The sequence below is a fragment of the Actinoplanes campanulatus genome (assembly GCF_014647795.1).
Lineage (GTDB): Bacteria > Actinomycetota > Actinomycetes > Mycobacteriales > Micromonosporaceae > Actinoplanes > Actinoplanes campanulatus.
This window is the reverse complement of the sequence record NZ_BMPW01000004.1, coordinates 1-21548: the sequence shown is the minus strand read 5'-3', so window position 1 is coordinate 21548 and position 21548 is coordinate 1. Positions and strand designations below refer to the sequence as shown.

Below are 21548 nucleotides of genomic sequence, written 5' to 3'. Positions count from 1 at the left end.
TGTGATCGACCGAGGAGTCATCTTGCGAAAGCTCGTCTATTTCGTCGCCAGCACCATCGACGGTTTCATCGCCGCGCCCGACGGCTCGTGGGACTTCATGACGATCCACGACGACGTCACCACGTTCATGAGCACGCGATATCCGGAAACCGTGCCCACCCACCTGCGCGGCCCCCTGGGCGTCGAGGGGCCGAACCGCGTGTTCGACACGGTGCTGATGGGACGGCACACCTACGAGCCGGCCTTACAGGCCGGGATCATTTCGCCGTACGCGCATCTGAAGCAGTTCGTGTTCTCCCGCACGCTGCCGGCCTCGGCGGATCCGGCCGTCCAGGTGGTGGCCGACGATCCGCGTGCCCTGGTCGACAAACTCAAGCAGCAGCCCGGCCTCGACATCTGGCTGGCCGGCGGCGGCAGCCTGGCCGGGCAACTGCTGCCCGTCGTCGACGAACTGGTCATCAAACTGAACCCGATCGTGGCCGGCGCCGGCATCCCCCTCGCCACCACCGGATTCGACCCACACCGTTTCGGCCTGATCGACGCGACCCCACTGGACAGCGGCGTGGTCGTGCTCCGCTACCGGGCCACCGCCGGGTGACGGCGCGGCCCGGCTGTCGAGGTCAGCGGTAGACGACGGTGATGGTGCCGGTGGTGCTGTTCCAGGTCAGGGAACCGTGCCGGAAGTCGCTGCGCCAGCCCACTGCGACGGCGTACTCGTCGCTGGTGGGCGGGCCCAGCCGGCTGCCGGTGCCGCCGAGGGCGAGGTAGCGGGTCAGGATGCCGCCGCGGACCACGTGGGCGCCGTCGGTGCTGTTCCAGTAGGCGTTGCCGCGCTGGAACTGCACGGCCCGGCCCACGCTGACCGCCGTCTCGTCGGAGCGCGGGTAGCCGAGATGGCCGCCCTCACCGCCGAGAGCCAGCCACCTGGTACGGATGGCGCCGTGCACCTCGTGGGCGCCGGTCGCCGGCGACCAGTAGATCGAGCCGCCCTGGAAGGTGCTGTACCAGCCGCCGCCCGCACCCGGCCGCTCGCCGGCGGTCGGGTAGCGCAGGAAGGAGCCGGCGGTGCCGAGCGCGCGGTACTTGGTGAGGATCGCGCCGCGGACCGCGTGGGCGCCGGTCGCCGCCGAATGGTACAGCCGTCCCTTCTGGAACCACTGGACCTCGGTGCCGGCCGTGGTGGCCTGCATCGGCCCGGTGGTGGCGGCGCCCAGTGAGGACTGTCCGCCGGCGGTCAGGTACGCCGTCCGGATCGGGCCTCGGGTGACCGCCTGGAAGGGGCTCACGAAGGCGTACCCCTGGCCCTTGATCTTGTCGATGATCTTTTGCAGGTTGCCGGGGTCGCTGGACGGGATGCTGACGTGCATGACGACGATCGCGCCGGGCTTGAGGAAGCGGTCGATGCGGCCGCTCACCGTGGCCCAGTCGGCGCCCTGGTAGCCGGTGGTGTCGAAGGTCCAGTCGGCGTTGATGTAGAAGCCGCGCAGCGCGAGATCGCGGTTGAGGGCGGCGTTCGTGTACCCGGACCGGTACGGCGCCCGGAACCAGCCGGCCGAGCTGACGCCCGCGGCTCGGAACGCCGCCTCGGTCCGGTCCAGTTGGGACCAGCGCTGGGCCTGGGTCAGGGTCATGAAGTCGGGGTGGCTCCAGCTGTGATTGATGATCTTGTGACCCTGGGTGGCGATGTTCCGTGCCTCGGCCGGGTTCTGTTCGGCGAACCGTCCGGTCATGCCGAAGCCGCCGATGATGCCGTTGGCGGCGAACACGCGCAGCACCGTGTCCAGATTCGCCCTACTGGCCGCGATCTGGTCAGCCGTGCCGGTGCGCCAGTCCAGATCGAACGTGAGGGTGGCGACCTTGCTCGTGTCGTACCCCTGGGTGAAGACCTGCGCCCGGTAGGGCGTGACGTCGGCAGCGACGGCCGGCGCGGCGGTCAGAGTGAGTGCCGGAAGGGAAAGGGCGAGCACCGCGGTCCGCAGCGTCACCCGGGTCGAGCGCCCTGCGTCCACAGGGATCACCTCCGCGCACGGGCGGGGGTGCCCGCGCTACACCCCCACCGTGCGGCGGTGGTGTGCGGAGGTTCAAGGCCGAACGTCCCAAAACATGGATGGTGGCCAATGGGACCTTCGGCCGGGGGTCAGTCGCGGATCTCGACCACCTGCTCGACGGGCAGGCGCGGGGTGGGCTCGGCGGCCGGGCCGCTGGTGTCGGCGATGCCGAGACGCGTCACGAGGTACGGCGTGCCGACGCCACCGAGCATGTGGCCGAGCCGCTGCCGGGTGAAACCCACCTCGACCGGGCCGCTCAACGGGGTGAGTGCCACGCCGTGCTCGGTGGCGGCCAGCCACACGGCGTTGAGCGCCTCGCCGGCGCGCAGCCAGTCGGCCGGCTCGTCGCCCGTGCCGTAGAGCACCGCGTAGGTGACGGCGCTGTCGTGCCCGGCCCCGACCGGGAGGGTGCCGGTCACGCCGAAGTCCCGGCCCGCGACGGTGGTCTGCGCCGGTTCGGCGGGCAGGCTCCCGTCCGGGATGCCGGTGCCGTCGGCGCGGTCCCCGCCGACCCACGTGGAGGTCTCGGCCTGGAGCAGATCGTCGGAGGTCTCCGCCTTCTGCGCCTGCTCCACCAGGACGGCCAGCTCGATGACCTGATCACGGCTGAGCAGGCACAGGCGGGCGCCGGCCTGCTCGGCGGCCGCGGTGAACGCGTCGAGGACCTTCACGTCGACCGGTTCGTCGCTCATGGTGCGGCGGTCGGTGTGCCGCCGCGACAGCTGGTCGAGGACGCGGACGGCCGCCGGGTCGGCGGTACGGCGTTCGAGCGGCCGGATGATCGCGAGGGGCTCGGCGGCGGGACGCTCGACCTCATGGACCCAGCCGTCGGCGTCCAGGGCGACCCGGGCGTGGTGCAGCGCGGCGCCGCAGCTCATCAGCAGCATGTGCTGGTCCGGGTCCTGGAAGCGCAACTGCCGCTCGGTCACCGCGAACAGCTCCAGGCGGTCGGGGTACACCACCCAGCGCCAGGGTTGGGTGTTGTGGACCGACGGCGCGTAACGGGCGGCGCCCGCCGCCTGGGCCAGCAGGTCACGGGTCTGCGTGTCAGCGGTCATGGTGTCCTCCCGGCGGCGCCCCGTCACAACCTCACCCAGCCTGCCACAGCGGCGGGGAACCCGAGGCGGAACGACACCCGCCAGGCCGTCCCGAAACGACCATGAGCAGGGCGGAGGCATCAGGAGGACGATCCGGTCACAGGGCGCTCAGGGCGGGCCGCCGTTCGGGTCTTTCGGCCCCTTCCGGTCGGGTCCTTCAGCTCATTCGGCCCGTCACCCGGCGGCGGATAGTCGGCCATAGAGATTCGTGATTGAGGAGGACATCATGACCGCTACCGGCCGCGACGCGGCCACATCGCTCGAGCACGCCCCCGCCCCCGGCTCGATGCTTACCCACACCGCGGCCCGCTCCCTCGCGGTGCTGCGCATCTGCCTCGGATTCGTCTTTCTGTGGGCATTTGCCGACAAGACCTTCGGCCTCGGATACGCCACCCCCACAGAGCGTGCCTGGATCAACGGCGGCTCCCCCACCAAAGGCTTCCTCTCCGGCGTCGAGGTCGGCCCCTTCCAAAGCTTCTTCAACGACATCGCCGGCCAGCCGTGGGCCGACTGGCTGTTCATGTTCGGTCTGCTCGGCATCGGCGCCGCCCTGGTCCTCGGCATCGGCCTGCGTATCGCCGCCGGCGCCGCCGCCGTGATGATGCTGCTCATGTGGTTCGCCGAGTTCCCGCCGGCGCAGACCACCGCCGCCGGCGAGGCCACCCACTCCACGAATCCGTTCATGGATTACCACATCCTCTACGGGCTCGCCGCCGTCGTCATCGCCCTCACCTACGCCGGTCATACCTGGGGCCTGGGCCGCTGGTGGGCCAAGCTCCCGTTCGTGCACCGCAACCGCTGGCTGATCTGATCCCCGCTTTCCCACCGATGGCACGGACGGTCTCAACGTCCGTGCCATCGGTGGTACCGGCCAGAGGCCCCGTCGACAGCGGTCGATGCGCTCTGGGGCACCGATGGAAGGCGCTCACCTTCCTGCGCGCCGACTACGCCGCCAAGGGCGAGACCGCCACGCTGCGCCGCGTGTCGGTCGTCGGCGGGATCCCGGTCAAGGAACTGTTCGCGCTCTTCCCCCAGAAGCCGGCCAAGAAGATGGCCTACATCGCCGCCCCGGCCACGACAAGGAACGCGATGACGACTGTCAGCCATTCGATGGACGGTTGCGGCAGCCGGCGGCGACAGGGTCGCTGAAGGAATCGGTTCGATGTGCAACCCGGTCCGAAACGCCGCGCCGGCGAGGGTTCTATGCCTGCCAACAGGGCTTCCCCTGCTGAGAGAGGTATCCGAATGCCCGACCCATTTCATTGGCAACTACCGATTCAATAGGACTTTTGGCCCGGGACCTCGGGAGAAAGGGCCCGAGCGATCAAGGAAGCGGACGGAGAAGAGTCACGACATCGACATGCCGCTCGGCGGATCGGCGCCGATACCGGCACGCCCGGTAGCGGAGACACGCGGGTGCGGCATTTCCCGTAACGGTTCGGAGGGCGTAGGCGTGTCATGTTCCGTCACCACCAGTTTGGATCCCCGAACCGCGATCCTGGAGATCTCGGTGACCGGCGCCTGGGATCGCCGCCTGTGGCGGCGATCCCACGACGCCTTGCGCGAATCCCTGCCCCAACATCCGGCCGGTCTGCTGTTCGACCTGTCGGGACTCGACGATCCCGCGGCGGGCAGCGCGCCCTTGTGGCTGACCGCCGAGTCGCAGGCAGCACAGTTGGACCCGCCGGTGCCAGTCGCGGCCTGCATTCCCGCGGTATCGACGCTGGCCGTGAAGCTCAAACGACTCGGCGTCCGTAGCCGCCTCGTCCTCTGTGCCGATGTCCCGCAGGCCCGAGCCGCTCTGGCGAGTCGCCGTCCCCTCACCGACCAGATCCACTTGAGGTTGCACCCGGAGCCCGTCGCCCCCGCCGCGGCCCGCGAGGTCGTCGCCGCCGCGTGCCGGGAATGGGCTATGGAGCCGCTGCTTCCCAGCGCCCGGTTGGTGGTCTCCGAACTCGTTGCCAACGCCGTCGAGCATGCCGGCACCCGCATCGACTTCGTGGTCACCCGGCTCGGGCCACTGCGGCGCGGCGCCGCCCATGGAGCCAGCCAACTTCGCGTAGCCGTCTACGACGGCGATCCGCGGCAGCCCCATCTGACGTCCCACGGTCTACCGTCGGGGTGCGGGTCCGGTGAACGCGGGTACGGACTACGCATCGTCGACGCCTTCGTACGGGCATGGGGAACCTTGCCCACTCCCACCGGCAAGGTCGTTTGGGCGGTCTTGTGCGGGGAAACGGGTTCACCCGCTCGCCCGGCGCGATTTCCGCCCGCCTGATCGCCTCGGTCCCGCGACCCACCGGCAGTCATAGGCGACCATTAAGGGTGTTGATGTCAGCAGTCACGAGCCGACAACGACACCCTTCCCTACTTCGATACGCCCACCCACGCCCTGACCGGATTTAGGACTAACCATCTAGTGTCCCGAGCAGGTGTTCCGGTCGTGATCACTGATGACGGACGTGCTCGTCGAGCATTGTTCAGCTAGGGCGGCGGTGAACCGGTACGAGTGCTTCGCATCGTTATGGGCCAGTTCGTCGAACAGCCGCGCGGCGCCGATGTCACCATGTTGCGCCGCCCGGTCGCGGTAGGTGGGATAGCTAGTCGTAGCTCGGCCCTGCTCGCCCGCCAAGGCCGTGCGGAGGTTATCCCGCGTGGATTGCACCAAGCCGGCGAGGGCGGCTTCCTCTGCGAAATGCTCGTTGTGTTCCTGAGTGCTTGCGTTCGTGAACAGCTGCGCCAACCTCGGGTGGCCGGTAGAGCGGGCGTGCTGGGCGTACAACTCGTACTTGAGGCTGGCGAGCGCTTCGCCGTGCATCGCGTTCTTCAGGTTGGCCAGCGTCTGGCCGGCGCAGCGCGGCGGTCCGGCGGGAATCGATCTGGCGGGCAGGCGGTTGCCGATCGGGTAGGACTGATCGTGGTTCGGGTCGAGAAGCGCGTCGCGGGCAGAGGTGTACCACGCTGCATGGCGTGCCTCGTCGCCGCTGATTTCGGTGAACAACTCCGCCGCCGCGGTGCAGCCGTCACGTCGCGCCTGCTTGGCGTACGACGGGTACATAACGGTCGCCTCGTAGTGTTCCCCGGTGATGGCGTCGGCGAGGTTCTCCACGTCGCCGCGCACCAGGCCGGTGAGTTGTGCCAGATCGGCGAAATGCTCGTATCGGCCTTGCCGTGCGACCTCGCGGAAGAGTCTCGCCACCGCGCCCAGCTTGGTTCGCGTCGCTTCGGCAGCGTAGACGCGGTATGTCAGGTACGCGTACGCCTCGTCGTGCATCGCGGCCATCGCGTCTGTTCTGGTGGTTGAACTGATGCCCGGTTCGTGGCTGTTGCTGACCGCATGCGCTGTTGTGGGTGCCCAGAGCATCATGGTGACGGCGAGCCCGGCCCCGAGCGCGGATTGCGCGCGCATAAGAATCCCCCTTTATGAGAATGTTTTGTGACGGCCACATTCTAATCATTCATATCGACTGCCCGTGCAACACTTGTGAAAATGGCTTTTAGAACAGCGGGCGGCGCGTTCCGTCGGAACCCGGACGCCATCCATGGCGGCGAGGACCCGGCAAGGTTATTGGGAGTTTGATAGATGCTGGTCACGGTCTGAATTAGTGGACCGTCACACCATATGAAGTGTCCAGGGCCCGGCAAAGTCGTTAGGTTGTCCGGCTTGGGTGGCTCCGGGTGGGAGCGCCGCAGCCGGTGGCAGCAAGACGGCTAACGCTCCTACACGACGATCGTCGAGTGGGTTGCCGAGGTTCCGCCAGCCTCCGCGGTAGTCAATCTTGGCCGGTGGTGTGGTACCGGTGCGGAACCGGCGTGCGCACGCCGGTTCCGGTCGACGGTATGAGCAGATCAACTCACGGCAATCGGTGCCGGGCCGTCCGGCTGGAAGCTGTCATCGATTTCGTATGCGTCCATGAGTTTGTCGAACGCCATTCCGGCAATCCTCGTGAACTGTGCGTCGTTCGCTGTCTCCGGTGCGCCGACCTGCACGAGTTGCTCGTACACGTCGCCGTAGGCCAATGCGACCATGTTGCCCCGGAGCGTGAGGTCGAAGTCCTTGTTCTTGACGGTGAGAGTCATCGACATGGCGACCGACGCGTCGCCGAACCGCGGCATCGGCAGCTCGGACAGCGTGATCCGGAGATCGTCGGACGTGATGACCTGACAGCATTCGCGCATACTCTCTATGGTGTCGATCACCTCCTGGGCGGTTTCTTCGCCCGTGGCGACGATTTTCTGTATCAGCACCGGCCCCGTCTCGCCCTGCATGAACGCGCCTATCTGCATCGGTGTCACGTGGCGGCCGGTGGCCGCTTTGCCGAGCCGGCTGCTGGCGGCCGGCGCGTCGTTCCTGCCCGTCGGCCGGAGGGTGCCCGATCTCGTCATCTGCGAAGCCGTCCACAGCGTCTCGGTGGAGTCGTGCGGGTGGAATACCGCATCGAGCAGCACAGCGGGGAAGTCTAGCTGTCGGTATCCCAGTGGCAGGTCGGCCACCGTCAGCAGGGCTTCCTCCAACTGCTGTGGGTCCATATCCGGTTGTGCCGCGGCAGCGGAGGCCGGGGTGCCGGTGATGCCGGCCGCCTCGGCCGGAGCGACGGTTCCCAAGGAAATGGCGAGCGCAGCCGAAAAACCGGCAGCAACTCTTTTCAGATGCGTCTTCATGATCCCACCATAAAACGATATATACCCGGGCCTTGGGTGAATGGAAATCGCTGGGCGGATCAGCTCAATTGTCTTTGGTCAGGCATTTAGTAACTGGGAGACGCTCCACGGCCCCGCCGTTGTTCCGGTACGCCTGATTTGATCATGGGACTATTTCATCCTGCGTAGGTCGGTTCTCGGTGTGGTACAGGAAGCAGAACGCCCCACTGCCGTGCGGGCGGCAACGGGCGAGTGGCTCAGCGGAGGGCGGGCGCCGAGGATGGGGCCGTGGGTTCCGCGTGGTGGACGACCGGATGGGAGCGCTCGAGGGCGGCGCCCTTGACGTCCCCGTTGGGCAGGCACGGGAACAGACCCCGCAGGCGAGCGTGGGCCTAGCGGATCCAGTGCCGGCCCCGAGGGAAGTCGAGCAACACCTGCGCGATCAGCAGACTGACCGGCTCGGCGTCGGACAACCGTTGCGGACGACCCCGTCACCGCGGACCTCGCGGAACCAGATGATCGTCAACGAACACGTACAGTGCGGTCAGAAGGGTGTTGATGTCAGCAGTCACGAGCCGACAACGACACCCTGCCCTACTTCGATACGCCCACACACGCCCTGACCGGATTTAGGACTCAACCATCTAGCCTAGACCGACGACGCACAGATCCTCGACGTACACCGCTTGGCTCGCAGATGATCGCCGTGGACAGTTTGTGCTGCCAGTCCCGCCGGGTGGCGGCCACCCGGCCATGAACGCGAGCGACCTTGACGACGGCCTTCTTGCGGTTGGCCGAGCCCTCCTGCTTGCGGGAGAGGGCTTGCTGAAACGCTTGAGCTTGCGGGCCGCAGGGCGCAGAAACCTCGGCGCGGCGATCTTCGTGCCGTCCGACAGCCGCGTCCTTGATGATCGCCACGCTCGACGGGTCCGACGGCAACGACCGCGACCAGCGAACCACCACGTCGCCGATCTTCGGCAGCCTCAGCCGGCCGTTTTTCGAGCACCTTGAACCGCGAGTTCCTGGTGAACCGGATAGCCTGCCGGTTGTCCTCACGCAACCGGAATCGAGATGGGGCGACCTTGCCGCCTGCCGCTCGAATCCCGGCGAACCGGCCATCGGCACCGTGAACCGGCTATTGGTCCTGCTCGGTAGCTTCGGGCCCGGACACGACATACAGCACCGAAGTGACGATCAGCCCGACCGTGGTCGGCACGAGGAACACATCACAAACACCTCCACCTGCAGCGGTCCGTGCCGGACGCTGCGGCGCCCGGGAGGGACAAGGGTCTCAACGGCCCTGTCACGATGGCTGGTGTGGCAGCAGAGTTGAGGGTGAGGAACAGCACACGAGCGGAAGGGACGTCAGATGGATGCCGAACCGACCGGCCTGATCGTCGCCGGAGTCAACGACTCACCCGCTAGCAGGGAAGCGGTCCGGACGGGTGCGCGAGAGGCCGCGCGGCGCGGCTGCCGCCTGGAGCTGGTGCACGCCTTCAACTGGGAACCGGCGATCGCCCCGGAGGGCGGGCTCGGGCGGGAGGAACTGCTGGAGCGGGCGGTGGCCGACGCGCGTGACGCCGCACCCGGCGTACCGATCGAAACGCGCCTGTTTGAGGGTTCCGCCGAGGCCGGGCTGCTGAGCCGGTCCCGGGTGGCGGCGCTGACCGTGATCGGCGACGGCGGGCTGCACGATCGCACCTGCCTGCCGCTCGAGGCCCTCACCGTGCAGGTGGCAGCGCGGGCGGCCGGGACCGTGCTGGTCACCCCAGCGGCGGCCCCGGAGGCGGGCCCGGTCGTGGTGGGCGTGAACGCGTCGGCCACCGCGGAGCAGGCGCTGGAGTTCGCGTTCGACAGCGCGGCCGGGCGGGACGCCGGTCTGATGGTGGTACGGGCCTGGGATCGCGACGGGGAGGAGGACCCGCGGGCCACGCTCCTAGCGGCCGTCGGCCCGCTCGAGTCCCGGTACGGCCTCCGGGCGTGTGTCCGGGTCGTCGAGGACGATCCCTGCACGGCCCTGCGGACGGCGGCACAGGGTGCGGGCCTGGTGGTAGTGGGCGCCCGGGGCCGGCATCCCTACGCCGGCCTGCTGGGCTGGGTGGCGCAGACGCTGCTGCACCACTCCTCCGCGCCGGTCGCGCTCGTACGGGGCCACGCGGCCTGTTCGGCCCGGCCACCCCTGCGCGAGACGGCGCAGAGCAGCCGTTAGGAACACCGAGGTGGGGAAGATGTGACGGCTCGCAGATCGTGGCGGGACCGGTGTGGCAGCGCTTGAGTGACCATGGTGCTGATTCCAGTGACACCATTGACTGAGCTGGGTGATGCGTACGTCGAGCCGGCCTGGGTCAGCCGGCGGCCGGCGTGGTTGTGGTCGAGGGCGAAGTCGCCCTGCTCCCACCAGGGGCCGGGATCGCGGGTGATCGGCGGCCGCGGTGCGGGCACCGCGGCGGCGGTGTCGGTGCGGGCCTTGGCGCGGATCGCGGCGAGCTGCGGCGCGGGTGTAGAGGGTGGAGCGAGACACGCCGAGCAGGGTGGCGATTGCCTTGACGCTGGCCTTCGGCTGGGCGAGCAGCGCGATGGCGTGGTCGATCTGCTCCGGGGTCATCGCCGAGGCCGGCCGAGGCAATGGCCGCGGGCCTTGGCCGCGGTGACGCCGTCGCGGGCGTTCTCGATGATCAGCTCGCGGATGAACTCGGCCAGCGCGGCGAAGACTTGGAAGACCAGCCTGCCGCCCGGAGTGGTGGTGTCGAGGGCTTCGTGCAGGCTCTTGAAGCCGATGCCGCGCCGGCGCAGCTCGACGGTCAGGGTGATCAGGTCTTGCAGGGAGCGGGCGAGCCGGTTGACGTCGTCGACCCGCAACGACTCTACCCAGGCCCGTCCCAGGGTGTAAGCGGCGATGTAAAGCGCGACGACGCGGCCGCCGGTGAGCCGGAATCGTTTCTCAGCCCAGATGAGCAGGAGGAAGACCCCTACGCACCACAGCGACTCGTACAAAAGAGTCGGGTGGTAGAGGGCGATGTCGTGGGTTTCGGTGGGACGGTTTCGGCATTGTTGAGCAGCGCCCAGGGCACGGTGGGGGCCGCCGAAGAGCTCCTGGTTGAAGTAGTTGCCCCACCGGCCGATCGCTTGGGCCAAGACGAGTCCCGGTGTCACCGCGCCGGCGAACGCGGCCAGGGAGATGCCGCGCCGGCGACAGCCGATCCAGGTCCCGACGGCCCGAGAGCAACGGCTCCCCAGATCCCGAGACCACATTGCCAGATGTACGGGGCTGCGATGGGGTTACGACCTTGCGCGAAGTACAACTGTGGGTCGGTGTTCACGTGGTAGAGGTGTCCACCGGCGATGCCGAACGGTACGGCCCACATTGCGACATCGGTGACATCCGCGGCTTTACCCGACCGCGCGACCCGGCGGCGCTGAGTGATCAGAACTGCCACGATGATGCCTAGGAGGATGCACAGCGCGTACGCCCGCACCGGGAACGGGCCTAGATGCCAGACCCCCGCGACGGGCTGGGCAGGTAGGCAAGACTCATCGGTTCCTCCACCCGCGCTGACGCGGTATCCGCCGATCCCGGTCACCGGGAGCGATATTTCACTGCTCAGTATCGACGGCGGCCTCATGAGCGCGGCGTCCGGGCTGGTAAGTCTTCGCGTCCTCATCCGGGGCCGCAGTTCTCGGGGCTGCCGCGGTTGGCGCTAAGACAGGTGCGGCCGGACTGGCCGGTGGCACGGCCGAACGTGTCCTGTGCGGTGATGTGTGATGTCGACGTCCGAGCTGTGATCGGCGGCAGGGCGCGTTTGGTGCCGGCCCGGGACGTCAGGCGAATGGCACGGCACCCGTCGTTCCCGGGCCGGACGCCGCTGGAGTCCATGAGGGCGCCGGTAAACGGTGCCGTCGCCGTCCGTAGGTAGCGCGGACGGCGACGGCACGTCGGGGAAGGCGTGCTGGTGGCAGGTCAGACGGCGGAGGGTGCGACTGTCAGTTGCCAGGCGGCGTAGCCGCCGAGCAGGTCGGAGGCGTCCGGGTGGCCGGTGGCGCGGAGCAGGCTGGCGGCGACCGACGAGCGGTAGCCGCCGGCGCAGTGCACGACGACCGGCCGGTCGGTGGGGATTTCGGTGATGCGGCACCGCAGTTCGGGCAGGGGGATGTGCGCCGAGCCGTCGATGGCGCCCTGTTCTCGTTCGCCAGCGCCGCGGACGTCGAGGACCACGGGTGGCTGCGGGCTGTCGAGTGCGGTGCGCAGGTCGGCGGCGGTGACGCGGCTGGCGCGGGTGAGGTCGGCTTCCATCTGCGGCAGGGTGGTCTCGGGTTCGTACAGGTAGCCGAGGACCCGGTCGAAGCCGATGCGGGCGAGGCGGATGACGATCTCCTCGGCACGGTCGGGGTCGGCAACTACGAGCAGCGTGTCGCCGGGCTGCGCGACGGTGCCGGCGGTCTCGGCGAACCGGCCGTCGGCCGGAATGTTCAGCGCGCCGCGCAGGTGTCCGGCGGCGAACTCGTGCGGGTCGCGGGCGTCGATGACGATGGCGCCGGCGGTGCGGGCTTCGGCGAACTCTTTGGTCGTCAGCGCCCGCGGTGCGACGTCGTGGTCGAACAGGTCGCGGGCCTGGCGGTTGAGGGCGGCGTCGAAGGCGAAGTAGCCGGGTGCGGTGGGCTGTCCGGCGGTGACCAGGGTGAGGAACTGGTCGACGTTCATCGGGGCGCAGGCGTAGTTGGTGCGGCGCTGCTCGCCGATGGTGGACTGCCGTTCGGTGGACAGGTTCTTGCCGCAGGCGGATCCGGCGCCGTGGGCGGGGAACACCCGTACCTCGTCGGGCAGGGCCATGAGTTTGTGCTGGACGCTGTCGTGGAGCATGCGGCCGAGTTCGTCGGCGGTGACGCCGGCGGAGGCGAGCAGGTCGGGGCGGCCGACGTCGCCGATAAACAGCGCGTCGCCGGTGAGCACGCCGTAGGGCGTGCTGTCGGTGGCGTGTTCGTAGACGAGTACGCTGATCGACTCGGGCGTGTGGCCGGGGGTTTCCATGACCTGCAGGGTGACGTCGCCGAGGCTGACGCGTTCGCCGTCGGTGAGCTTGCGGATCTCGTATTCGGTGTCGGCGCGCTGTCCGTAGCCGATCCAGGCGCCGGTGGCGGCGGCGACTTCTAGGTGTCCGGCGAGGAAGTCGGCGTGGAAGTGGGTGTTGATGACGCCCTCGATGGTCAGGCCGTGGGTGCGGGCGTCAACGAGGTATTCGCCGATGTCGCGGCGGGGGTCGACGAGCACGGCCCGGCCGGTGGTCTCGTCGGCGATCAGGTATGAAGCCTGCGACAGGCAGTCGAGGTAGTACTGCGTGAACCGCATGATCTTTTTCCTTCGGTCGGCGGGATGGGGTCGGTTCTGGTTGTGGGGCGTCAGGTGAGGCGGCCGGGGCGGCCGCCTTTGGCCTGCAGCGGCATCCCGGTGCCGGCCCAGGCGTGCAGGCCGCCGGTGAGGTCGTGGACCTGCCGGCCTTGACGGGCGAGCAGGGCGGCGGCCTGCCGGGAGCGGGCCCCGGACCGGCAGACCGTGATCACGGGCCGGTCGGCGGGCACCTCGGTGAGCCGGTCGGCGAGCTGCCCGAGCGGGATGTGCCGGGCCTGCGGCGCGTGTCCGGCGCGCCACTCGGCCGGTTCGCGCACGTCGAGCAGCACCGCACCGTGGGCGATCAGCGCGGCCGCCTGCTGCGGGTCCACGGACCGGTACGGCTTGCGGAACAGCTTGGTGAGCAGTGCGGCTACGGGCATCGGATCTCCTCGTGAAGTTCAGTGGTGTGGAAGGTGGGCGGGCACCTGTCCATTCGGATACCCCAGGGGGTATCTGAGGGTGATGGGTGTGGTGTGCGCAGCCGCTCCAGGACTCCTCCGGAAGGGCGTTCAGGTGGTGACGGGGTTGACGCTCGCCTGGACGGCGACGAACGCGGCGATGGCGAAGACGAGCCAGGCGAAGGCGCGTTGCAGCCGCTGGGTGGGCAGCCGAGTCGCGAGGCGGCCGGCGGCCAGCGAGCCGGTGATGGCGGCGAGGGTAAACGCCGCGGCGATGCGGTAGTCGATGGCCGTGTCGCCGGCGTGCGCGGCGAACCCGGCGGCCGAGTTGACCACGATGATGACCAGTGAGGTGGCGACCGCGGCGGGCATGCTCAGCCCGAGCAGCAGAACCAGGGCCGGAATGATCAGGAAGCCGCCGCCGACGCCGAACAGCCCGGTCAGGAAGCCGACGCCCAGTCCGGCGGCGATGGACTTCGGGAGGCAGCCGCGCCAGTTGACGCCGCCGCCGGGCAGGGCGCAGTCGCCACCGCAGTCGTCGGTGCCGCGCAGCATCCGCCATCCGGCGAGCACCATCAGGGCGGCGAAGCCGACCAGGACCAGGCGCGGGTCGAGGAGCCGGTTGACGGCGGCGCCGGCGAAGGCCGCGGCGGCGCCGGTGCCGCCGACGATGGCGGCGATGCGCCACCGCACCAGCCCGGCCCGTAGTCGCGGGAGCAGGGCGGTGGCCGAGGAGATCCCGACGACCAGCAGGGAGGTGGGCACGGCTGCGGCCAGGGTGAGGCCGGCGCCGTAGACGAGGGCGGGGACGGCGAGGATCGAGCCGCCGCCGCCGAGCAGGCCGAGCAGGATCCCGATGAGAGCGCCGAGTCCGACAGCGGCGATCATGATCGGTCGCGTCCCGGTCGGTGGCAAATGCTGCGGTGACAGAGCACCGGACTACCGCCGGTCGCCGGTCAGGGCGGTGACGACCTGGTCCAGGTCGGTGCGCGGGCCGCGGTTGTAGGGCAGCCTGGCCAGCAGCATACCCATCGCGCAGGTGTTGGTCAGCGCGGCGAACGAGAGTCCGGCGCCGATGAACGCGGCCACCCATTTCACCTGTTCGGCCAGGGTGCTGGCGAGCACCGCGGTCAGGACGATGCCGCCGGCGACCAGGCGGACCTGCCGTTCCAGGTCCCAGCGCGGCGTGCCGGTGGTCACCGGCGCCTGGGCGGCCTGCCAGGCGGCGATGCCGCCGGTGAGCACCCGCAGGTTCGGCAGGCCTGCCCCGGCCAGCGCCTGTTCGGCCTGGGCGGCGCGCTGCCCGGAACGGCAGACGAGCACCACCTGCTCGCCGAGGTGGTTACGGAGCTCGTCGCGGTGCTCGCGCAGCAGGTCGAGCGGCACGTTGTAGGAGCCGGGGATGTGCGCGGTCTCGAACTCGGCCGGGGTACGAACGTCGATCAGCCGCGGCGCGTGACCGGTGGTGATCAGATGGTGCAGGGCGGGGACGTCGAGGGCGGGTGGGGTGCCGGTGGGCGTGGTCATGTGGGGCTGGTGCTCCTGTTCAGATGCCGGAAACGATGGACAGGCCGGCCTTGGCGGCGTCGGCGTAGGCGTCGTCGATGTGCACGACCTGCCTGCCGGCGCGCCGCAGCAGGCTGCCGGCGGCCGCGGCGCGATAGCCGGAACCGCAGTGCACCCACACCGCGCCCGAAGGCACGTCGGCGAGCCGCGCGGGCAGGTCGGGCAGCGGGATGTGCACGGCGCCGTCGATGTGGCCGGTGCGCCACTCGTTGCTCATCCGGACGTCGAGCAGCACGTCCACGGTGGGCAGCCCGTGCGGCGCGGCGCCGGTGCGGGCGGCGGCCAGGTCGGTGAAGGTGGCGGTGGTGAGCTGGGTCAGGCGGGCGCCGTCGCCGCCGGCCCACTGCTCGGGGCTGCCGACGGCCGCGGCGGCGGGCCGGTCGATACCGATCCGGGCCAGCTCGCGCTGCGCGTCCGCCACCTGTTCCGGGTCGTCGCCGAGCAGGGTTATCGGCGCACCCCACGGGGCCATCCAGGCCAGCCAGGTGGACATCGGACCGTCCAGGCCGAAGCTGAGCGTGCCGGTCAGGTGCCGGTGCGCGAACGCCTTGCGCGAACGCAGGTCGACCACCCACTCTCCGTCGGCGATCCGGGCCGCCAACTCGGCCGGGTCGGCGACCACAACCGGGGTGAGGTCGATCAGGCCGGCGCCGGCGGTGTTGCGAGCGCCCATGTGCGCGTAGTACGCCGGGTACGCGTCCAGGCCGGCCAGGGTCTCGCGGACGAAGTCGCCGGCCTCCAACCGCAGCGCCGGGTTGGCGCTGCGTTCCCGGCCGATCGTCGACTCCGGCGCGTCCGACTGCGCCGCGGAGCAGAAACTGCCGAAACCATGGGTCGGCCACACCCGCACGCCGTCGGGCAGCAGGTCCGCCAGTCGCCGCGCCGAGGCGTGCTGGTGCTCGGCCAGGGTATGGGCGTGCTGCTGACCGAGCAGGTCGGTGCGGCCGGTGGTGCCGAACAGCAACGACCCGCCGGTGAACACCCCGACCGGACCGCCGGCGCCGTCGAGCACGTACGACAGGTGGTGGAAGGTGTGCCCGGGCGTGGCCACCACCCGCAGCCGCATACCCGCCGATATCGCGATATCGTCGCCGTCGGTCACCGGCCGCCGATCGAAGCCGACCTCGTCGTCCGCGGCCACCAGGTACGTCGTACCGGTCAGCCGGGCCAGGGCCAAGCCGCCGGACACGTAGTCGTTGTGCACATGCGTCTCGGCGACGTGCGTGACACGCACGCCGAGCCGGCCGGCCAGAGCCAGGATCCGGTCGATGTCGCGCTGCGGGTCCACCACCAGCGCGACCCGCCCGTCGTGGGCCAGGTAGCTGCGGTCACCCAGGGACGAGGTCTGCACGACCTCCACACTCAGCTCAGGCATCACAGGTCATCTCCTCGTCTGTTGTGCTGGTCAGTGGCTGGTCTCGACCGGGTTTCCGGACCGCCGCCAGGCCTCGGTGCCACCGGCCAACGACTGCACCCGGGCGCCCGCGGCGGACAGCAGCCGGGCGGCGGCGAGACTGCGGGCACCGGAGTGGCACACCGTCACCACGTCCTGCCCGGCATACCGGGCGGCGACCGCATCCACCTCGTCGAGCGGCACATTCACCGCACCCGGCAGATGACCGCCGGCGTACTCGCCCGGGCTGCGCACGTCGAGCAGTACGCCGGAGAACCCGTCTTCACCCAGCTGACCAACCGAGATCTCGCTGATAGTCATTTCAACACTCCATTCAGTGCATACCCCCGGGGGTATATGAGAGGCATGGTTCGGCCATGAAGCAGGGCTGAAATCGCACCCCCTCGAAGGGGCGCGATCCCGACTCAGGACAGCGACATGAACAACTTCTCGAGCTCTTCCTCGGTCATCGGCGGCTCCCCACCGCGCTGGCGGGCGGTCTGGCATTCCCGCATGCCGGTAGCGATGATCTTGAAGCCGGCCCGGTCGACGGCGCTGGACACCGCGGACAGCTGCGTGAGCACCCGCCTGCAGTCCTCACCGTTCTCGATCATCGCGATCACCGCGCCGAGCTGCCCCTGCGCCCGCTTCAACCGGGTCAGCGCATCCTTGAGCAGCACCGGACTCATCTCCACAGCTACCCACCTCCGCCGCGAAATATACCCCAGGGGGTACCCGGATCGCGAAGTCAATATACCTCCAGGGGTATGCTGCGCGTCCATGGTGACCTGCATCGCACCTGGCCGGAGGAACACAGGTGAGGTGTGCGGCTTGCTGATGTGCCGCTATCCGGCGGCTCCGACATTGGGTAGCCGCAGCGGCCGGTAGCAGTCGGCGTCGAGCTGGGCGAGTTCCCCGTCGATGTCGACCGAGTGGGTGCCGTAGAAGTGCACGTTTTCGTGGTGGGCCGGCCATATGTGCGCCAGGACCTCGTCATCGACCTGGCGGCCGGCCTGCCGGAGACTGGCAGTGCCCGCACCAGCCGACCCCACAGCGCGGGTTGCGTTCCAGCGACACCCGGACCCGCGAGGCCGGGACGCTGCGGGCGATCAGCGCCCGCGCGGTGAGCCGCATCATGACCTCCGTGCCGCGCAGGAGCGCCGCGGCACGGGCCGGCATGTCCAGTGCGCGCGATCTCCTCGCCCGGTTCCGGCCCGCGGGTAGCCCGGGCCGGCAGGCGTTCCCGGCGATCCCCCGGTTACGGCCAGAGCTGAGCTGGCACCGGTTTTCGCAGCCTTGTCGGGCACACAGAAAGAAGCCGCTGCGATCCGTCGGCAAGCGCGAAACCTCGCCGATACCCGGCTCGTCGAGGCGCGACGGCAGGCAGAGCAGATCGTGGACGACGCGCGGCGTGACAGCGAAGCCGCCCGGGCGCGACGCGCAGCGCAGGCCTGGCAGGCCGCGAACGGTGACCTGGACAAGCTGTGCGACGACGCGCAGGGAGCCGCCGCCATCCGCGAGCAAAGCGTGACCGACCTGACCGGATGGCCGGAGCGGGTCGTCGCAACGATCAGAGACAGTCTCGCCGCAGTGGATGCGAAGAGCACCGCCCTCAAACGGTTGCTCGGGACACCACTGTCGTTCCGCTGGTACTTCGCCGGCCGGGTGTCGGCGGCGCTGATCGTCGCATTGACCGCCGCAACCGTGCTCGCCGTCGTCGGCACGATCTTCCTCGGCATACGCCTGGAGGCGGCCCGCCTGCCGGCGCTGCTGCTGGCGATCGTCGCCGGGTCGCTGTGCTTCGCGGCGCTCGGTCTCGCGGTCGCCGCCCTGCTACCGTCGGCGCGCTCGATCGTCCCGGTCACCCTCGGCACGCTGCTGCCGCTCTGCCTCATCTCGGAGATCTTCGTGGTGGGCGACGTACCGCTGCCGGGAGGGCTGACCACGGTTGCCGACGTGTTCCCGCTGCGGCATCTGCTGCGAATGGTGATCGCCGCCACCGGCTCGGCCGCGACCGGCAGCACCGTCCCCGCCACGGCACTGCCGATCCTGGCCGGTTGGACCGCACTGGCCCTGGCGATCGTCCGGTGGCGCGGTCTCGGGACGCACCGCGACCCGGGGTGACCCGCCGAGAAGGACCCTCAGTGCGGGTGTTCGCGGAGCAGGCGGGTGGCCAGCACGGCGGCCTGGGTGCGGCGTTCCAGGCCGAGCTTCGCCAGGAGGCTCGACACGTAGTTCTTCACCGTCTTCTCGGCGAGGAACATGCGGCCGGCGATGTCCCGGTTGGTCAGTCCCTCCGCGATGAGTTCGAGGATCTTGCGCTCCTGATCGGTGAGGGCCGCCAGTTCGCGCGGCTGCTGCACGCCGTTGCGGATCCTTTCCAGCACTCGCTGAGTGACCGCCGGGTCGAGCAGGGACTGCCCGTCGGCGACCCGGCGGATCGCGTCGACGAGGTCGCTGCCGCGGATCTGCTTGAGCACATATCCGGACGCCCCCGCCATGATCGCCGCGAACAGGGCCTCGTCGTCCTCGTACGAGGTCAGGATCAGTCCCTTGATCGAGGAGTCCACGGCCCGCACGTCCCGGCACACGTCGATGCCGCTGCCGTCCGGCAGCCGTCCGTCCAGCACGGCGACGTCCGGCCGCAACGCGGGAATCCGCCGGGTCGCCTCCTGGGCCGAACCCGACTCACCCACCACCTCGATGTCGCCACTGGCCTGAAGCAGCTCGATCAAACCACGCCGGACCACCTCGTGGTCGTCGAGCAGGAATACGCGAATCATGCTGGTCTTCCTACCGTCCCGGGTCGCGAACCACAAAGCGGCACGTCCCGCGGCGCGCAGGGCGACGAATCGGTGCGGACTCAGGCGCACGCGTCCGGACGGTCGTTGCCCGGCACCGACAGCGGGTTGCGCTCGTCGTCGCGGGCCGCGAGCCGGGACTGGACCGCCTGGTACTGGGCCCGGCTGATCTCGCCGTGCAGGAGCTGGACGACCAGCGCGCCCTCGAGGGGTGGTCGGCGCGGCGTCGCTGCCGTCGGCCTCGGGCTCTTCCTCCACGCCCTCGGGCGCGGCCGGGTCCTCCCGCGGGAAGAGGCCCTGCCGGATCCTTCCGGCAGGGCGCGAAGGTTGAGGGACGCGGACGACTCACCCGCCGTGAGGGCTGGTGACGGTCAGTGCGCGGCGGGCTGAGAGGCGTAGGCGGGTACGCGGCCGGCCACCGGCCACCCCGGCGGCACGAGCAGTACAGGACACACCTGGCGAACGCCCACCACCCCACCGGAGTTGTAGACGGCCTCCACCGACCAGCCCTTTCGGCCGCGGCCGGCCACCAGGAGCCGGCAACGGTGCGAGGCCCGGTCGATCGTGTACGCCACCTCGTCCTCGTCGATGAGCAGCCGCTCCACCGGAACCTGCGGCCACTGTCCGGACCATTCGGCCAGCGCCTTTTCCAGATGGTCGCCACCCGCCACGCCAGGTTCCTTGACGTGTACGGCGGTGACGCCGCATCCGACCCGGGCGGCCGCCTCGAACGCGCACCGCAGGGAAGCGGTGTGCCGTCCGGACACCGCCACCACCACCGGTCCGCGCGGCGGCGCGGCGCCACGGTGGACCAGCAGCGGGCAAACGCTGTGATGCGCCACGTACGCCGCCGTCGAGCCCCAGCCGTGGCCGAGGCCGGCCTCATCGCGATGCCGCACCACCAGCAGACCGGCCCGCGCCGACCAGCGGACCAGTGTTTCAGCGGCACCCTCGTCCACCAGTTGGGTTCCGACGATCAGGCTGGGGTACGCCAGCTGGGCCCGGCGGATTGCCAGATCCAACAGGTGACGCCCGTCCGGCTGGTCCGCAGCGACCCGGTGCCGCGACCACGTCACCAGCCGGCCCGGCCAGGCGTGCACCACGTGTAACGGCACTCCACGGAACGCCGCCTCCTCGGCGGCCACATCCACCACCTGCAGGTCGGCCGGCATCCCATCGACGCCGACCACCACGGGCAGCCTCTCCACTACCGACACGACACTGGTCATATCCGCAAGGTAACCGCCCGGCTGGGGCGGGAGACACCGCCGGCCGGCAGGTTCACATGGTCCGTTTGACCCGAGGGAACCTCGGTCGGGACTTTCGGCTCTGGGCACCGCGCCGCAGCCGCGCGACGCTTCAGGCACCCCCGGCCGGGTGGTGAAGCCCACCGGTTGCCGGACGAGACCGAGGTATGGCCCTCGAGCCATCAGACCCTCCGTCGTCAAGACGGGCACCGGCAGCCGGTGGACCGCCGCCCGGCCGAGTGGGCCGACAGCGATCTGGCGATGGTCCGGGGAGGTGGCTCATGGGCACGACGGTGGCAGGCACACCGGTGGACCGGCTGGCCGTGGCGATCCGTATGCGGCTGGGACCGGGAACCCGCTGGCGGCTGCGGACCTACCCGGCCCGGAATGCCGTCGAGCTGATCCCGGACATGCCCCCAACGGGCGACGTGGTGCTCGCCGCGATCACCGAGGACTCCCTTCGGGACGCCGTGGTGAGCTATGCACGGGAACGGGCCGCCGAGTTGCACGCCCCGCTGCGCCTGGTGCACGTCTGGACCGGCCACTGTCGGCAGATCGGTGGCCTCCGGCTGCTCCCGGAATTGCCGGCCCACGCCGATCTGATGCTGGCCGCGGCCGCGCGCGACGGCCTCACTCCCGTCGAGAGGGCGGCGGCCGAACGGCAGATCCTGCACGACGAGGACCCCGGGACCGCCCTCCGTGTGCTCGCCGACCACGCCGGGCTCCTGGTGGTGGGCGCCGCCGCGGACCCGGTCGGCAGCACGACCGGCGCGCTCATCGGGCACACCGTCTGCCCGCTGGCGCTGGTCGGCTACCGGCCGACAGGTGGGGTGATCGGCCCTTCCTGATCGGGTGATTCCGGGAAGCACGCCGCTGTCAGGAGGCGACCACGATGACGAACCGGGTGGCGACGACGGGTCGGCCGGCAGCTGGCCGACCCGCTGGTGGCGCTGCTGCTGGTCGCCGGGCTG

Annotated in this window: 22 protein-coding genes and 3 pseudogenes; 7 read left to right on the top strand and 18 right to left on the bottom strand. The window is 69.9% G+C overall.

All coding sequences use genetic code 11. From position 1 onward, the window contains the following. Positions 1 to 22: 22 nt before the first annotated feature. Positions 23 to 598 carry a dihydrofolate reductase family protein gene (locus tag IEZ13_RS09050; protein ID WP_183220230.1) on the top strand — a complete coding sequence of 192 codons (576 nt, stop codon included), beginning with the start codon at positions 23 to 25 and terminating at the stop codon, positions 596 to 598. Between the two features lie 22 nt (positions 599 to 620). Here IEZ13_RS09050 and IEZ13_RS09045 read toward each other — a convergent pair whose 3' ends face one another. Together IEZ13_RS09045 and IEZ13_RS09040 are read right to left on the bottom strand one after the other, a co-directional pair. Then, positions 621 to 2009, bottom strand: coding sequence for a polysaccharide deacetylase family protein (locus tag IEZ13_RS09045; RefSeq protein WP_183220228.1), 1389 nt, complete (start codon positions 2007 to 2009; stop codon positions 621 to 623). A gap of 128 nt (positions 2010 to 2137) precedes the next feature. Further along, positions 2138 to 3106 (bottom strand): Acg family FMN-binding oxidoreductase, encoded by a 969-nt coding sequence (locus tag IEZ13_RS09040; RefSeq protein ID WP_183220226.1) that lies wholly within the window; start codon positions 3104 to 3106, stop codon positions 2138 to 2140. Between the two features lie 265 nt (positions 3107 to 3371). On the opposite strand from IEZ13_RS09040, the gene IEZ13_RS09035 reads away from it, so the two are divergent. The 3 genes and pseudogenes from IEZ13_RS09035 to IEZ13_RS09025 all read left to right on the top strand — a co-directional run bounded on the left by IEZ13_RS09035 (position 3372) and on the right by IEZ13_RS09025 (position 5423). Continuing rightward, entirely contained in the window at positions 3372 to 3956 is a 585-nt protein-coding gene (locus IEZ13_RS09035; protein ID WP_183220224.1) for a DoxX family protein, read from the top strand. Between the two features lie 104 nt (positions 3957 to 4060). Beyond that, a pseudogene (locus tag IEZ13_RS46375) lies at positions 4061 to 4294 on the top strand (TusE/DsrC/DsvC family sulfur relay protein); the annotation flags it as partial. A 304-nt stretch (positions 4295 to 4598) separates the two neighbouring features. Beyond that, positions 4599 to 5423: an ATP-binding protein gene (locus IEZ13_RS09025; protein ID WP_183220222.1), complete on the top strand. Its 825-nt coding sequence runs from the start codon at positions 4599 to 4601 to the stop codon at positions 5421 to 5423. Positions 5424 to 5561: 138 nt separating this feature from the next. Here IEZ13_RS09025 and IEZ13_RS09020 read toward each other — a convergent pair whose 3' ends face one another. The 4 genes and pseudogenes from IEZ13_RS09020 to IEZ13_RS47835 all read right to left on the bottom strand — a co-directional run bounded on the left by IEZ13_RS09020 (position 5562) and on the right by IEZ13_RS47835 (position 8905). Next, complete coding sequence (locus IEZ13_RS09020) at positions 5562 to 6554, bottom strand: ferritin family protein (protein ID WP_183220220.1); 993 nt, start codon at positions 6552 to 6554, stop codon at positions 5562 to 5564. 440 nt (positions 6555 to 6994) lie between these two features. Continuing rightward, complete coding sequence (locus IEZ13_RS09015) at positions 6995 to 7807, bottom strand: hypothetical protein (RefSeq protein ID WP_183220218.1); 813 nt, start codon at positions 7805 to 7807, stop codon at positions 6995 to 6997. Between the two features lie 374 nt (positions 7808 to 8181). Further along, a pseudogene (locus tag IEZ13_RS48200) lies at positions 8182 to 8358 on the bottom strand (IS982 family transposase); the annotation flags it as partial. A gap of 64 nt (positions 8359 to 8422) precedes the next feature. Then, on the bottom strand, positions 8423 to 8905 hold the full coding sequence (locus IEZ13_RS47835) for a transposase (RefSeq protein WP_372441854.1): 483 nt from the start codon (positions 8903 to 8905) through the stop codon (positions 8423 to 8425). 250 nt (positions 8906 to 9155) lie between these two features. Here IEZ13_RS47835 and IEZ13_RS09005 point away from each other — a divergent pair, with 250 nt between their 5' ends. Then, positions 9156 to 9995: a universal stress protein gene (locus IEZ13_RS09005; RefSeq protein WP_183220216.1), complete on the top strand. Its 840-nt coding sequence runs from the start codon at positions 9156 to 9158 to the stop codon at positions 9993 to 9995. A gap of 327 nt (positions 9996 to 10322) precedes the next feature. Here the strand turns inward: IEZ13_RS09005 and IEZ13_RS46370 are convergent. The 10 genes and pseudogenes from IEZ13_RS46370 to IEZ13_RS08965 form a co-directional block, all read right to left on the bottom strand. Then, positions 10323 to 10391: pseudogene (locus tag IEZ13_RS46370) on the bottom strand (hypothetical protein); the annotation flags it as partial. Further along, positions 10388 to 11038: a prolipoprotein diacylglyceryl transferase family protein gene (locus IEZ13_RS47445; protein ID WP_260179107.1), complete on the bottom strand. Its 651-nt coding sequence runs from the start codon at positions 11036 to 11038 to the stop codon at positions 10388 to 10390. The gene IEZ13_RS47445 and the pseudogene IEZ13_RS46370, both read right to left, overlap by 4 nt. Continuing rightward, the gene (locus tag IEZ13_RS46360) at positions 10936 to 11409 is read right to left on the bottom strand and encodes a prolipoprotein diacylglyceryl transferase family protein (protein ID WP_260179106.1); all 474 of its coding nucleotides are present in this window, start codon (positions 11407 to 11409) and stop codon (positions 10936 to 10938) included. The genes IEZ13_RS47445 and IEZ13_RS46360 overlap by 103 nt, the downstream gene beginning before the upstream one ends. Before the next feature lie 335 nt (positions 11410 to 11744). Continuing rightward, positions 11745 to 13130, bottom strand: coding sequence for an MBL fold metallo-hydrolase (locus IEZ13_RS08995; protein ID WP_183220214.1), 1386 nt, complete (start codon positions 13128 to 13130; stop codon positions 11745 to 11747). Positions 13131 to 13180: 50 nt separating this feature from the next. Continuing rightward, complete coding sequence (locus IEZ13_RS08990) at positions 13181 to 13552, bottom strand: rhodanese-like domain-containing protein (RefSeq protein ID WP_183220212.1); 372 nt, start codon at positions 13550 to 13552, stop codon at positions 13181 to 13183. Between the two features lie 129 nt (positions 13553 to 13681). Continuing rightward, complete coding sequence (locus IEZ13_RS08985) at positions 13682 to 14458, bottom strand: sulfite exporter TauE/SafE family protein (protein ID WP_183220210.1); 777 nt, start codon at positions 14456 to 14458, stop codon at positions 13682 to 13684. Positions 14459 to 14509: 51 nt separating this feature from the next. Further along, positions 14510 to 15097, bottom strand: coding sequence for a rhodanese-like domain-containing protein (locus IEZ13_RS08980; RefSeq protein WP_183220208.1), 588 nt, complete (start codon positions 15095 to 15097; stop codon positions 14510 to 14512). Between the two features lie 19 nt (positions 15098 to 15116). Continuing rightward, positions 15117 to 16511 carry an MBL fold metallo-hydrolase gene (locus IEZ13_RS08975; RefSeq protein ID WP_183220206.1) on the bottom strand — a complete coding sequence of 465 codons (1395 nt, stop codon included), beginning with the start codon at positions 16509 to 16511 and terminating at the stop codon, positions 15117 to 15119. Between the two features lie 30 nt (positions 16512 to 16541). Continuing rightward, positions 16542 to 16850 carry a rhodanese-like domain-containing protein gene (locus IEZ13_RS08970; RefSeq protein ID WP_183220204.1) on the bottom strand — a complete coding sequence of 103 codons (309 nt, stop codon included), beginning with the start codon at positions 16848 to 16850 and terminating at the stop codon, positions 16542 to 16544. 104 nt (positions 16851 to 16954) lie between these two features. Then, positions 16955 to 17218 carry a metal-sensitive transcriptional regulator gene (locus tag IEZ13_RS08965; protein WP_221245465.1) on the bottom strand — a complete coding sequence of 88 codons (264 nt, stop codon included), beginning with the start codon at positions 17216 to 17218 and terminating at the stop codon, positions 16955 to 16957. 706 nt (positions 17219 to 17924) lie between these two features. On the opposite strand from IEZ13_RS08965, the gene IEZ13_RS08960 reads away from it, so the two are divergent. Continuing rightward, the gene (locus tag IEZ13_RS08960; protein WP_183220198.1) at positions 17925 to 18653 is read left to right on the top strand and encodes an ABC transporter permease; all 729 of its coding nucleotides are present in this window, start codon (positions 17925 to 17927) and stop codon (positions 18651 to 18653) included. A gap of 17 nt (positions 18654 to 18670) precedes the next feature. Here the strand turns inward: IEZ13_RS08960 and IEZ13_RS08955 are convergent, their stop codons facing one another. Both IEZ13_RS08955 and IEZ13_RS08950 read right to left on the bottom strand, forming a co-directional pair. Further along, complete coding sequence (locus tag IEZ13_RS08955) at positions 18671 to 19312, bottom strand: response regulator (protein ID WP_183220196.1); 642 nt, start codon at positions 19310 to 19312, stop codon at positions 18671 to 18673. 389 nt (positions 19313 to 19701) lie between these two features. Continuing rightward, the gene (locus IEZ13_RS08950; protein WP_183220194.1) at positions 19702 to 20559 is read right to left on the bottom strand and encodes a universal stress protein; all 858 of its coding nucleotides are present in this window, start codon (positions 20557 to 20559) and stop codon (positions 19702 to 19704) included. 299 nt (positions 20560 to 20858) lie between these two features. Here IEZ13_RS08950 and IEZ13_RS08945 point away from each other — a divergent pair, with 299 nt between their 5' ends. Then, a complete protein-coding gene (locus IEZ13_RS08945) occupies positions 20859 to 21425 on the top strand; it encodes a universal stress protein (protein ID WP_183220192.1) in 567 nt (188 codons plus the stop codon). Positions 21426 to 21548: the final 123 nt, after the last annotated feature.